13 protein-coding genes and 1 pseudogene are annotated in these 13,398 nt (G+C 41.3%); 2 read left to right on the top strand and 12 right to left on the bottom strand.

The features are described 5' to 3' along the window. Positions 1 to 8 precede the first annotated feature (8 nt). From LC090_RS07030 to LC090_RS07010, 4 genes and pseudogenes are all read right to left on the bottom strand, one after another. Positions 9 to 917: a cation diffusion facilitator family transporter gene (locus LC090_RS07030; RefSeq protein ID WP_226656675.1), complete on the bottom strand. Its 909-nt coding sequence runs from the start codon at positions 915 to 917 to the stop codon at positions 9 to 11. Positions 918 to 1,045: 128 nt separating this feature from the next. Continuing rightward, positions 1,046 to 3,260, bottom strand: a pseudogene (secDF, locus tag LC090_RS22120) (protein translocase subunit SecDF). A 110-nt stretch (positions 3,261 to 3,370) separates the two neighbouring features. Then, positions 3,371 to 3,628, bottom strand: a complete 258-nt coding sequence (locus LC090_RS07015; RefSeq protein WP_226658405.1) for a post-transcriptional regulator — start codon at positions 3,626 to 3,628, stop codon at positions 3,371 to 3,373. Between the two features lie 79 nt (positions 3,629 to 3,707). Further along, positions 3,708 to 4,193 (bottom strand): COG2426 family protein, encoded by a 486-nt coding sequence (locus LC090_RS07010; RefSeq protein ID WP_226656669.1) that lies wholly within the window; start codon positions 4,191 to 4,193, stop codon positions 3,708 to 3,710. Positions 4,194 to 4,313: 120 nt separating this feature from the next. On the opposite strand from LC090_RS07010, the gene spoVB reads away from it, so the two are divergent. Continuing rightward, complete coding sequence (gene spoVB / locus LC090_RS07005) at positions 4,314 to 5,867, top strand: stage V sporulation protein B (RefSeq protein ID WP_226656667.1); 1,554 nt, start codon at positions 4,314 to 4,316, stop codon at positions 5,865 to 5,867. 42 nt (positions 5,868 to 5,909) lie between these two features. On the opposite strand, the gene LC090_RS07000 is transcribed toward spoVB, so the two are convergent. Then, positions 5,910 to 6,575, bottom strand: coding sequence for a YetF domain-containing protein (locus tag LC090_RS07000; protein WP_226656665.1), 666 nt, complete (start codon positions 6,573 to 6,575; stop codon positions 5,910 to 5,912). Positions 6,576 to 6,690: 115 nt separating this feature from the next. After that, positions 6,691 to 7,980, bottom strand: a complete 1,290-nt coding sequence (locus LC090_RS06995) for an ArsB/NhaD family transporter (protein ID WP_226656664.1) — start codon at positions 7,978 to 7,980, stop codon at positions 6,691 to 6,693. 128 nt (positions 7,981 to 8,108) lie between these two features. Here LC090_RS06995 and LC090_RS06990 point away from each other — a divergent pair, with 128 nt between their 5' ends. Further along, positions 8,109 to 8,498 (top strand): TIGR04086 family membrane protein, encoded by a 390-nt coding sequence (locus LC090_RS06990; RefSeq protein ID WP_226656662.1) that lies wholly within the window; start codon positions 8,109 to 8,111, stop codon positions 8,496 to 8,498. A gap of 35 nt (positions 8,499 to 8,533) precedes the next feature. Here LC090_RS06990 and yajC read toward each other — a convergent pair whose 3' ends face one another. The 6 genes from yajC to ruvA form a co-directional block, all read right to left on the bottom strand. Further along, positions 8,534 to 8,806, bottom strand: a complete 273-nt coding sequence (gene yajC / locus LC090_RS06985) for a preprotein translocase subunit YajC (RefSeq protein WP_226656660.1) — start codon at positions 8,804 to 8,806, stop codon at positions 8,534 to 8,536. Positions 8,807 to 8,846: 40 nt separating this feature from the next. Then, a complete protein-coding gene (tgt, locus tag LC090_RS06980) occupies positions 8,847 to 9,989 on the bottom strand; it encodes a tRNA guanosine(34) transglycosylase Tgt (RefSeq protein WP_226656658.1) in 1,143 nt (380 codons plus the stop codon). Continuing rightward, positions 9,986 to 11,032: a tRNA preQ1(34) S-adenosylmethionine ribosyltransferase-isomerase QueA gene (queA, locus tag LC090_RS06975; protein WP_226656656.1), complete on the bottom strand. Its 1,047-nt coding sequence runs from the start codon at positions 11,030 to 11,032 to the stop codon at positions 9,986 to 9,988. Before queA ends, tgt begins: the two co-directional genes overlap by 4 nt. A gap of 127 nt (positions 11,033 to 11,159) precedes the next feature. Then, the gene (locus tag LC090_RS06970) at positions 11,160 to 11,357 is read right to left on the bottom strand and encodes a DUF2905 domain-containing protein (protein WP_226656654.1); all 198 of its coding nucleotides are present in this window, start codon (positions 11,355 to 11,357) and stop codon (positions 11,160 to 11,162) included. Positions 11,358 to 11,359: 2 nt separating this feature from the next. After that, positions 11,360 to 12,358 carry a Holliday junction branch migration DNA helicase RuvB gene (ruvB, locus tag LC090_RS06965; RefSeq protein ID WP_226656652.1) on the bottom strand — a complete coding sequence of 333 codons (999 nt, stop codon included), beginning with the start codon at positions 12,356 to 12,358 and terminating at the stop codon, positions 11,360 to 11,362. A gap of 12 nt (positions 12,359 to 12,370) precedes the next feature. After that, positions 12,371 to 12,973: a Holliday junction branch migration protein RuvA gene (ruvA, locus tag LC090_RS06960; protein ID WP_226656650.1), complete on the bottom strand. Its 603-nt coding sequence runs from the start codon at positions 12,971 to 12,973 to the stop codon at positions 12,371 to 12,373. Positions 12,974 to 13,398: the final 425 nt, after the last annotated feature.

Genomic DNA, 13,398 nt, shown 5'->3' with positions numbered 1-13,398 from the left:
CTATTCCGTTAGTCGCTCTTTTTTTCCTTTGGTTCATATGGATTTATATGCACTAACACATCATGAACCTCTTCCTCTTTAAGAAGGCGTTCCTTTACTGCCTTACCGATGTCATGTCCTTCTTTAACAGAAATATCAGGATCTACACCTAACTTAATATCAATAATAACATAGTGCCCATGCTCTCTAGCATAAAACTCATCGAGATTAACAACGCCCGGCATACCATTAATAACTTCCTTATACTCAAACGTATCTTCCTCATGTAAAACATGGTCGAGCGTTGTGTGAATGGAATCAAATCCAAGCTGCACAGCCATTTTTGCAATTAACACCGAAACAAAAATTCCTGCAATAGGATCAGCGTAAATTAACCATGGTAAATGAAGCTTACTTCCTAAAATGGCTCCCGCTATCCCAATCAAAACTGCAATAGAAGAATAAACGTCTGAGCGATGTTCGTACGCATTGACAATCAGCGCATCACTTTTTATCTTTTTACCCAATCGGTACTTATATTGAAACATCACTTCTTTTACAACGATTGAAATCAAAGCACCATATAGCGCAAGCGTTCCCGGAGCCTCGATTGGTTTAAAAATCGCTTTCCCAGAACTAATGCCAATTTCTACTCCCACCAGTAATAACAAAACGGCTACGATAATGGCTGCGATGGACTCTGCTTTTCCATGACCATAAGGGTGGTCTTTATCTGGAGGCAGTTTCGCTGCACGCAACCCTATAAAAACCGCAAACGATCCAGCTACGTCGGAAGCCGAGTGTGCCGCATCTGCGATTAGAGCTCGGCTGTTGGAAATGGAACCTATCACACCTTTTAATACAGCTAGAATAATATTTCCTAGAATACCAACGATCGCTGCAATTTCTGCTTTTCGAAATCGTTCTTCTTTATTCATTTCTCCACCTCTTACAAATCCAATTCATCATCAATATAGCTTTACCCTTATCTCAGGTTCTCACACCCTACTTTGACACGTAAAAGCCATGGCTAGGCCATGGCTTTTCTTCTGAGGTATCCTACCTCTTATACTTCACTTTCAGCAGGAGTGAATTTTTTCTTTTTTAACTGTTTCCCTTTCCATACTGCCCAAAGTTGAGAGGCAATAAAGAGAGAAGAGTAAGTTCCGGCAACGAGTCCAATCAATAGCGCAATCGCGAATGGTCGGATTGCTTCTCCACCAAAGATTGTTAAGGCAGCTGCTGCAAAGACAACTGTAAGAACGGTATTGATCGAACGAGCAAGCGTTTGAACGAGACTTTTGTTCACTACACGTGCTACATCTTCAAATGTCTTTACCTTTTTCTCGAATTTCATATTTTCACGAATACGGTCGAAGGTCACGATCGTATCGTTAATCGAATAACCAACAATGGTTAGCACTGCCGCAATAAATGTAATGTTGACTTCAATCTGCAGAATGCTGAATACAGCAATAATGAAAAATGCGTCATGAAATAACGCCACAATGGCTGCTACGCCTTGAAGCCACTCAAAGCGAATCGCTACGTATAGAATAATCCCAACGGATGCAATGGTAAGGGCAATGAATGCATTCTTAGCTAGATCCACTGCCACATCCGGGGAAACGGTACTAATATTTGGTTCAGCTCCGTAGAGTTCTGTGAAATGATCTTTAATTTTTGCAATCTCGTCTTTCCCAAGCTCATTTTTAAATGCAGCAACCGCCATGTCGCCACCACCTGCAAGCGTGACAGACTCAGGAGCAAATCCAAGATCATCAAATTCTTGGCTTACTTCTTCCGTGGTGAGCTTACTATCAGATTGAAGGTCCACCCGAGAACCACTTGAAAAATCAATACCAAGATTCAAGCCAAAGATCGCAATTGCTAAACCACCAAGAACAATTAATGCAAGTGAAATCGCAAAAAATTTATTCCGATGTTTGACGAAATCAAACTTAGTATCTCTTACTTTAGAGCTCATCGATTTCACTCTCCTTTACGCCAAAAAGTCCGGGCTTCTTATTCAGTGCCCTGCTCTTGACCCATAGGCCGAGAAGAATTCGAGAACCCCACACGGCAGTCAAAAAGCTAACGACGATACTTGTGATCAACATAACCGCAAATCCTTTAACTGAGCTTGTACCATAAGCGAATAAAACACCAGCTGCAATTAACGTGGTAATGTTCGCATCAAAAATCGTTGTAAAGGAACGTCTTCCTCCAGCTTTAAAAGCTGACATAACCGATTTACCTGAACGCAATTCCTCTTTGATCCGTTCATAAGTAATAATGTTTGCGTCAACCGCCATACCGACACCGAGTATTAACGCGGCAATTCCCGGAAGAGTTAACACAGCATGCATCCAGTTAAACACAACAAGAATCAGATAAATATATACGCTTAAAGTAACAACAGCAATTGCCCCAGGTAAACGATAATAAAACAGCATGAATAAGAAAATTAAGCCGATACCAATAAATCCAGCCATGACTGTTTTATCAAGAGATTGCTCTCCAAACTGCGCGCCAACTGAAGTTGAATAAATTTCATCAAGCTTAACTGGTAGCGAGCCTGCATTTAACAGATCTTGTAAATTCTCAGCTTCTTCTAACTGAAATGGCGGTCCCGATATGATGACCGTATTTTGAGAAAGCACTTCATTAACAGCTGGATCCGAAATGAATTTCTGCTCATCAGCTGGTTTTGTTACTTCCTCTTTATATGAATCGCCTTCTTCATAATCAAGCCAGATGACAAGTCGGTTTTCCGGTGGAGGCAACTGACTAATTTCTCGCGTAATGTTTGCAAATTGTTCAGGTTTTTTTAATGTTACCTGAACGACTGGCTGATTGTTATCAAATACAACCTTTGCCGCTCCTTCTTTGAGATCAGCACCACTCATCTTCTCTTCGTCGTCCGTCGTACGGAAAGTTAACTCCGCCTGGGTAGACAAAAGTTCACGTGCCTGATTCTGATCCTTCACTCCAGCAAGCTGCACGCGAATGCGATCATCGCCTTCGATTGTAATGCGAGGTTCTGAAACCCCAAGTACGTTAATACGCTTGTACAGGGCACTTACTGTACTGTTTAACAAATCCTGACTAAGTTCCTGCCCCTCTTGAGCTGGTTCTACTTCATAAAGAACTTCAAATCCACCTTGTAGGTCAAGACCTAATTTAATGTCTTTTGTAACACCCATGACGGTTGTTCCAATTAACCCGCCAAGCAAAAGGACGATCAGAAAGAACGCTACGATCCGGCCTTTTTTCACCATAAAAAAAACTCCTCTCTAAACCCCCAACATTCTTGCTTATGTAAATCGTATAGCACACAATACTAGCTATTATATCGAATGATGAATTTTTCTGTCAATTTCAGTCTTTTTTAGACCTTACTTTCAAAGGTTTTTGTTCCTTTATAGGCATGAATGGTTAACCAATTCATATATTCATTGACGGATAAACGCATAATTTCGTTCACCAATTGATGCAACTTCATTTCTCCAAGTTCATTGTTTTTTTCAAAACGTGCAAGGAGACACTCCCAGATTTCGTCCATAGTCGCCCCACTATATCCTAACAATAGAAATTCGTCCCGTTTGCTTTCAAGTGCTGGGGATACTTCTTTCTTCCACTCATTCATCACTCGGTCTCCTCCCTTATCATTATCTTCCAATCACCAATAATCATCCAAACACTAAAGAAACAGCATCCGGTCTCACTTAAAAAATCGAATAAATTGCCGCGCCTACTCCAAGCCCTGCAATAATGACGCCAGTTAGGATGGATAGAAAGGCATATTTAAAACGAATTGCAAACAAAGCCGCAGCAACACAGGCGCTATAGGCTCCTGTCGTCGGAAGCGGGACAGCTGTAAACAAAATCAGCCCAATTGCGCCATACTTATCAACGTTCTTACTTTTGTTAATCGTTCTGTGATAAAGCCAATCATAAAACCGTTTATACCACTTAAATTTCATCAACCAATTACTTAACGGATGAAAAAGAAGAAGTAACGGAATAATCGGTAACGCATTTCCTAGAAGGCTCAGCGAGAAAGCCTTAAAAAATGAAAAGTCAAACGTATACGCAAGAGGAATTCCACCTCTTAATTCTAATATTGGAAGTGCAGAAATCACAACGACAATCACTTCCTGAGGTAGAAAACTAAGGTTCTCTACAACAAACTGTTTAATTTCTTCTTTCATTAAAACACTCCTATATGCCTGTCATGCTTTGTCCCCTAATAAGCATATACATAGTGATAAAAAATATCTAGACTTTTCTACAATTTCTCAGGTGTATTCTGGATAGAAAGTAGGGTGTATATGTCAAAGCAAACCTTTCTTAGAGGGACACTGTTTCTCATCTTAGCTGGGTTAATCACAAAGGTATTAGGATTTATTAACCGTATAGTGATGGTTCGTGTGATGGGAGAAGAAGGTGTCGGTCTGTATATGATGGCTGTTCCTACATTAATTTTAACCATCACGTTAACACGTATGGGGCTACCGGTGGCAATCTCAAAAATGGTAGCTGAAGCAGATGCCGAAGGGAATCGTCAGAAGATTAAACAGATATTAATTGTCTCACTTTCCATTACCACTGTTCTTAGCGTTATATTTACGACGATGATGATCGTTGCAGCGCCTTTTTTGTCAAAAGAGGTGTTCACAGATGAACGGACCTTCTATCCTCTTGTTGCCATAGCTCCAGTTGTCTCAATCGTCGCACTTTCCTCCGTGCTAAGAGGGTATTTCCAGGGATTACAGAACATGAGGCCGTCTGCTTACTCTCAAGTAATTGAACAGATCGTACGCATTTGCCTCGTGGCAGTTCTTACAGGAGCGTTTTTACCTTATGGTGTTGAATATGCTGCTGCAGGTGCAATGATTTCCGTAGTTCTCGGAGAACTAGCTTCACTTCTATTTATGTTTTCAATGTTTAAAATGAAGAAGCGAGTAAAAGTTAGAAGCGGTTTTTTCACTTATTTAAAAGGGGGCAGAGAAACTTTTAACAACTTAATGAGTATATCTTTGCCTACAACTGGAAGCCAGCTCATTGGTTCTCTATCTTATTTTTTTGAACCAATTATGGTAGCCAGAAGTCTTGCGATCGCTGGAGTTGCCACTACGCTGGCTACTAAACAGTATGGTCACTTAACCGGGCTCGCGATCCCACTTTTGTTTCTTCCAACTTTCATCACCTATTCTCTACAAGTTTCGCTCGTTCCCGCTATTAGTGAAGCACATGCTCAGAAGCAGTATAAACAAATTCAACATCGGTTAAGTCAAGCAATCCGATTATCAATGGTAGCTGGTGGACTTTCGGTCGTCATCACTTATATCTTTGCCGTTCCACTAATGGATATCATGTACAACGCCCCTCATGTCGCCATTTATGTACAAGTTATGGCGCCTTTCTTTTTCTTCTATTATTTTCAGGGGCCGCTTGCAGCGGCTCTTCAAGCATTAGATTTAGCCAAGGCTGCTATGATCAATAGTTTTATTGGCGCAGGAGTTAAACTGCTCGCCATCTTCTTTCTTGCTTCTCGACCTGAGTTAGGCATTATGGGAGCTGCCCTTGCCATTGTTATTGGAATTCTACTTGTCACCCTTCTCCACTTCGCTACTCTTGTAAAAGCGATCGGGTTTTCACTTGTTGTAAGTGATTTTTTAAAAGGGGTAACATCCATTATGGTAACTGGATTTATCGGACATTTTCTGTATCAAACCTTCTCTTCGTCTTCTTCTGACATACCAGGAACAATATTAGCTATCTCTGTCACATCGATCATTTATATTGTGATTTTACTACTGTTTGGACTTATTAATCGACATGATTTAAGAAGAATGCCTTTCATTGGTAAATTCATTCGCTGAATGTTTAACTAAAATCATCTAGCCAAAAAGTAACCGTTACGGTTACTTTTTCTCATTCTTTAAATCAATAAAAAAACTTCCATTTTTATGGAGAGAACAAAATGAAATCCGCTTTATATCTTTATGGCCCACTTTTCTAAGTTCTTGTCTAAGCCATAGCGCTGTTTTTCCAATTCGCTCAAGATGTTCCTCCTGAACTTTTCCATCTAGAATCAGGGGAAGAGGCATTAAGGTTGCCGGCTCTTCTTTTTTGTTATCTTCTTCTTTTTTAATAACCGAAAGCTTTCCAGAAGGTTCAAGGATTGCAAATTCAACATCTGAGACAGATGCAATGTTGTTCTCTCTCAATTGAATCAGGAGATCATCAAAGTTATAGCGCTGTTTTTTCATCTCGGTTTCATCAATTTTGCCTCGATCGATTAATACGGAAGGTTTACCATCCACTATTTCACGTACTTTTTCACTTTTTAGTGAAACAAAAGCCATAAGGATCTGTATTAATACAAGCACAATCATTGGAACAATTGTATTTAGCATGGGTGTCTGTGGATCTTCTATAGACATCACAGCAAGTTCTGCAATCATGATCGAAACAACAAAATCAAGAATGCTTAACTGACCGATTTCTCGTTTGCCCATCACTCTAAAAACAAAGATAATGACAAAATATAAGACGAGCGTTCTTAAAATAATGGTCATGTATTCCATCCTTAATCCCTCCCTTCGAGCTTGTTTTATTTAGTTTAACCACCTTTCCTTTCTACATGAGGGAATGTATTGGAAATGGGATAGACGTTCATAAAACAATAGCAAAAAAACTTCCCTAGTAGTAGGGAAGTAAGTATCTGAAATAAATATAGAAGGTACTAATAACAAGCGAAATAAATACGACCGGTATACCGATTTTAAGAAAAGCGATAAACTTCACTTCTTGTTTATCTTTGAGCGCAAGCCCAGCTACAACGACATTTGCGGAAGCTCCGATTAAGGTTCCATTGCCGCCAAGACAGGAACCCAACGCAAGGGACCACCACAATGGATCCAGATTTGTCATCCCATAGCCCGAAAATTCTGTGATCACCGGGATCATGGCTGCGACAAATGGAATGTTATCTAAAAAGGCAGATAGAATGCCTGCTCCCCATAAAATCACAAGGGAAGTCTTTGGCAAATCACCGTCTGTATATAATAGGATGCCTCTAGCAACTTCATCGATAATCCCTACTTCCTCTAATCCACCAATAAGGATAAATAGACCCATAAAGAAAAATAGCGTAACCCATTCAATCGATTCGAAAACTTCTTCCACCTTGTGTTCTTTTTGGGTAATCAATAATAAAAGAACAGCTCCTGCCATCGCAATATTTGTCAATTCAGTATGTAGAATGGGATGTAGGAGAAACCCCGCTATGGTCATTAAAAGCACAGCTGAAGACTTATAAAGCAGCGGCCCTTTTTTTAAATACTGATTGGCATCAATTTTCAATAAAGACTGGCGATGCGAATCATCTACAGTTAGTCTCTTACGGAAGAAAAATAACAGTGCTGTAATAATCACCGCATAAATCACCACGACAATAGGGGCAAGGTTGTAAAGGAAATCATTAAACTCAAGATGATCAACCGCTTGACCAATCATAATGTTGGGGGGGTCACCGATTAAAGTCGCCGTGCCACCTATATTGGAAGATAAGATGACGGTTACTAAAAATGGCGTGCTTGTAATTTTCAATATTTTTGTCAGAGTAAGCGTAATCGGAACAAGAAGAAGAACTGTGGTGACGTTATCTAATAGTGCCGATCCAACTGCAGTTAACGTACCAATAACAGCAAGAAGTGGCAACGGTTTTCCCTTTACTTGTTGTGCAAGCTTAATCGCAATATATTCAAACAACCCATTTTGACTTGTTATGGAAACGAGAATCATCATTGAAAACAAGAGGGCGATCGTATTCCAATCTACGTGGTTCATAAACGCTGAATCAGTCGTTGTAATTCCCGCGAGTAACATGAGTAATCCGCCACCACAGGCCACGATCGCACGATTGATTTTTTCTGTAATAATACCTATATAAGCAAGAACAAATATGGTGAGCGCAATCATCATGTCCAATCCATACTGCCCCTTCCCTGTCCTGTTTCTAACATCGTATGACGGGCTGTCCGAATTCATGAATAGACTTCTATTTCATTCTTCGTCGAATACAATGTACAAACTATCTCGTTTTAAGGGGGATGAAAATGAGATCCAAACATGCACTCTCAAGTATGGGATCGGGCTTACTAACAATTATTGTTATCGTCCTTGCAACTAGTGTCCTTTTTTCATTAATTCTTCGTTTCACTTCGGTATCTGAGCAAGGAATGAATCCGTTCATTATTGTGGCCACAGTCATCGCCTTCTTTATTGGAGGGTTTATCTCTGGCGGAAAAGGTGGCGAACGCGGATGGCTACTTGGTGGAGGAACAGCTTGTATGTATATCATCCTCCTCTTTCTTATTCAATATTTAGGTTATCGCGTAAACATGAACCTTGAGCAACTCCTTTATCATGCTGGCTACGGTCTCATATGCGTTCTTGGAGGAATCATAGGGGTTAATGTCAAAGGAGGAAATCATCGCGAAGCATAAAAATAGAGCGCCCTCCTCTGAGGACGCTCTTCTTATTACTTGCTATACTCAGTAATTGACTCGCGGATAGCCGCTCGATCAAACACCATTTTTGTACCGTCAGTTGTACGGATTGTAATTGTACCTTCGTCCATTGCATCGATAATGCCGTGCATTCCTCCGATGGTAACAACTTTATTCCCTTTTTCTAGGCTTGCTTGCATTTCTTTTGTTTTCTTTTGACGCTTCTGTTGCGGGCGAATCAAAAGGAAATAGAAAATCGCAAACATTAATAGAAGCGGGACTAAATTCATTAACGTAGAACTCATAATCTTTTCACCCCTTTCTAGCAGTTACACAATCTATGGATTAAAAGTTTTTCGCATTTGGCTTATTAAACCCATACTGCTCAAAAAACTCAGCCTTAAAGTCTAGAAGACGGTCATCCATAATCGCCTGTCTAACTTGCTTCATCAAGTTTAACAGAAAATAAAGGTTATGGTAAGTCGTTAATCGAAAGCCGTATGTTTCATTCGATTTCACAAGATGGCGAATATACGCTCTTGAGTAATTTCGACAAACGTGACAATCACAATTTTCATCAAGTGGACGGAAGTCGCGTGCATATTTTGCATTTCGAACCACAAGGCGACCGTTACTTGTCATCAAAGTTCCATTACGGGCAATCCGAGTTGGAAGCACACAATCGAACATATCCACTCCCCGAATCGCACCATCTATAAGAGAATCGGGTGATCCAACCCCCATGAGATAACGAGGCTTCTGAGATGGAAGATGAGGCGTCGTAAATTCAAGAACACGATTCATAACGTCTTTTGGTTCCCCAACGGAAAGACCGCCAATCGCATAGCCTGGAAAATCAAGCGACACTAGATCTTCAGCGCTTTGCTTTCTCAATTCTTCATACTCTCCACCCTGAACAATACCGAATAATCCTTGAATATCTTTTCGTTCATGAGCTGTTAAACAACGCTCTGCCCATCGACTTGTCCGCTCGACAGAACTCTTCATATAGTCAAATTCGGCTGGATAAGGGGGACACTCATCGAATGCCATCATAATATCTGAACCAAGGGCATTTTGAATTTCCATCGCTCCTTCTGGAGAAAGGAAGAGTTTTTCACCACTCAAATGATTACGGAAATGCACGCCTTTTTCTTCAATTTGTCTAAGATCACTTAGACTAAATACCTGGAAGCCACCGGAATCGGTGAGGATGGGCTGATCCCAGTTCATAAACTTATGGAGACCACCTGCTTCTTTGACTATATCATGTCCTGGACGAAGCCAGAGGTGATAGGTATTACTAAGAATAACTCCCGCACCCATTTCTTTTAATTCTTCCGGACTCATCGTTTTAACTGTTGCAAGCGTTCCAACTGGCATAAACATCGGCGTTTCAAACGTTCCATGTGGCGTATGCAGTTTACCAAGACGTGCACCACTTTGTTTACAGGTTTTAATTAATTCATAGCGGATTGGTTCCGTCATTTCTTCGTGCTCCCTTCCAAAATCAACATTGCATCACCAAAACTGAAGAATCGGTACTCTTCTTCAACGGCCGTACGATAAGCGGAAAGCACAAAATCTCTTCCCGCAAGGGCGCTTACGAGCATGATCAATGTTGACTGAGGCAGGTGGAAGTTTGTAATCAGTCCATCAATTGCTTTAAACGTATAACCCGGGTAAATAAAAATTTCAGTCCAACCAGATGCTTCTTCAAAACGACCATCATGAGATGATGCTACAGTTTCTAGCGTTCTTGTTGAAGTAGTTCCTACTGAAATGATGCGACCACCATCTTCTCGTACACGATTCAACAGATCCGCCGTCCCCTTAGTCAGTTGATAAAATTCCCCATGCATTTCATGCTCAAGAATATTATCGACAGAAACTGGCCTGAACGTGCCTAGCCCAACATGAAGCGTAATAAATGCTATATGAACACCTTTTTTTTCAAGACGCTCAAGCATTTCCTCTGTAAAATGCAAGCCTGCAGTAGGAGCTGCAGCAGATCCCCTATGCTTTGCAAAAACGGTTTGATATCGCTCTTGATCATCTAGCGTTTCTGTTATATACGGGGGAAGTGGCATTTCGCCAAGCTGATCGAGGATTTCATAAAAAACGCCTTCATACTTGAATTCTAATACTCGTCCACCATGTTCAAGTGACTCTTTACATACAGCTGTAAGACGTCCATCACCAAATGAAATGACAGTGCCTGGCTTCACTCGCTTGGCAGGTTTTACGAGCGTCTCCCATTCGTCTTCTTCCATTTGCTTAAGAAGGAGAACTTCAATTTTGGCCCCAGTTTCTTCTTTTGAACCATATAATCTTGCTGGCATGACACGCGTATCATTCAATACAAGACAATCACCCGGTTGGATATAATCCTCCAGGTTTGAGAATTCTCTATGATGAAGCTTTTGCTCTGCAGGATCTAGTACCATCAAGCGCGATTTTGTCCGTTCTTTTAACGGGGTTTGCGCAATCAAACGTTCGGGAAGTTCAAAATCAAAATCATTTACGTTCATTTTTTTCACCACTATTTCTAAAATGTGTTCAACTTTATTGATTTTACCACAGCTCGACCGGTCTGCGCACCCTCAAGGGGCAGTTCCCCACCCACCAGTTTATTACTGGTGGGTGGACAACTACCCCTTATCTGAACTTACCTATAATAAAAAAGAGTAGTGACAGGATTATACTAACCACAATAGAAGTAACAATCGGAAAAAAGAAGGTTGTATTTCCTCTTTTAAATACCAGATCACCCGGTAATTTACCAACAAAGGACCACAAAACCCCAATAGCTAAAAAAGCGAGCCCTAACACGATAAATAGCTTTGAAATGCCCATTGTTATTCGGGAACCTCCATGCCAAAGTGTTCGTACACTTGATGTGTCACCATACGTCCACGAGGAGTTCGCTGAAGAAAGCCAATTTGAAGCAGGTAAGGCTCATATACATCTTCAATCGTATGACTTTCTTCTCCAATGGTAGCAGCAATCGTATCCACTCCCACTGGCCCGCCGCGAAATTTTTCGATAATCGCTAACAGAAGCTTGTGGTCAATATGATCGAGTCCAAGCGGATCCACTTGCATCATTTCAAGCGCCTGTGCAGCAAGCGAAGATGAGATCACCCCATCCCCTTTTACTTGAGCAAAATCTCGCACCCGTTTTAACAAGCGATTGGCAATTCGTGGCGTGCCGCGTGAACGACGTGCTAGCTCAATCGCTGCATCCTGGTCCATTTCCACATTAAATATATCAGCTGTTCTCAAAATAATGGTTTGCAATTCATTTTCTAAATAATATTCAAGCCTGCTCAGAACACCAAAACGATCTCGTAAAGGAGCTGTTAATAATCCAGCTCTAGTCGTCGCCCCAACAAGCGTGAATGGCGGTAAATCCAGTCGAACCGACCTGGCTGTTTCTCCCTTACCAATGACAATATCCAAACAATAATCCTCCATTGCGGGATAGAGCACTTCCTCTACACTTCTCGGAAGACGATGAATCTCATCAATAAATAACACATCCCCCGGTTCTAGCGCCGTTAAAATAGCGGCTAAGTCGCCAGGACGTTCAATGGCAGGTCCTGAAGTTGTGCGCAAGTTCACTTCCATTTCATTTGCAATGATGGCAGATAGAGTCGTCTTACCGAGACCTGGAGGACCGTATAACAACACATGATCTAGAGGTTCTTCTCGCATTTTTGCCGCTTCAATAAATACTTCAAGATTTCGCTTTACTTTTTCTTGTCCAATATACTGACTTAATCGCTGAGGACGGAGGCTATACTCTACGGATGCGTCGTCGCCGACCTGCTCTCCGGAAAGAATTCGTTCTTCCACGTTACTCCCTCCTTATTGCTTCAGCATAAGCTGAAGGGCTTTCTTAATATACTGATCGGTTGTTAGCGTTTCTTCTAGTAGTTTGGGTTTAACCTTCTTAATTTCTCGCTCGGCGTATCCCAGTGCCTTCAAGGCTTCTAGCGCTTCATCAAGTTCATGAGCGCCCTCTTCTTGCACCTCGTCAACAGCAAATAACCCTTCAACTGGGGCTCCAAATCCTTTCAGCTTTCCTTTTAGATCAAGGATAATTTGACGGGCGGTTTTCTTCCCTACACCTGGAAACTTCGTAAGGAATTTTTCATCTTCCATCTCGATCGCACTCACCACTTTATCAGGTTCACCTGTTGCTAAGATCGCAACAGCTCCTTTAGGACCAATTCCTGATACGTTCAAAAGTTTCTCAAATAAAAGGCGCTCTTCTCGAGTCGGAAAACCATAAAGGGCAATTAAATCTTCTCTCACATAATGGTGCGTGTAAATTTGTATCGCTTGATTTCGATATTTCTGAAACTCGAATGGGTTACCACAATAGATTTTATAGCCAATCGAGTTGGACTCCACTACAATGTATTCTGTATCAATATATTCAACCGTGCCTTTAATATATTCAATCAAAGCTACTCTCTCCCCTGTACATACGAACATGTATTTCTATCTCTCCATTCTACCATAAAAAACATGAAAAGCGGAGCGGGCCTGTTCAAATCTGCAGGATGTTGGAGCCCAAGAGATTGAGACGCTTTTTGTCTCATTCGATTGGGTGAAACAGCCGGAAGATTTGGCCCGCGCAGCTAGACATGAAAAGCGGAGACGAGCGTTTAGAAACGAAGAGATTGGAGCTCTTGAATTAGAACACGCTTTTTGTGTTCTTGTGAAAGAGCGAAATATCGTAGTTTCTGCGAGTCGCAGCTAGACATAGAAAGCGGAGCGGGCCTGTTCAAATCTGCAGGATGTTGGAGCCCAAGAGATTGAGACGCTTTTTGTCTCATTCGATTGGGTGAAACAGCCGGAAGATTTGGCCCGCGCAGCTAGACATGAAA

The sequence above is a fragment of the Guptibacillus hwajinpoensis genome, from assembly GCF_020524165.1.
GTDB classification, from domain to species: domain Bacteria; phylum Bacillota; class Bacilli; order Bacillales; family Guptibacillaceae; genus Guptibacillus; species Guptibacillus hwajinpoensis_D.
This window is presented reverse-complemented; position numbering and strand designations above follow the sequence as displayed.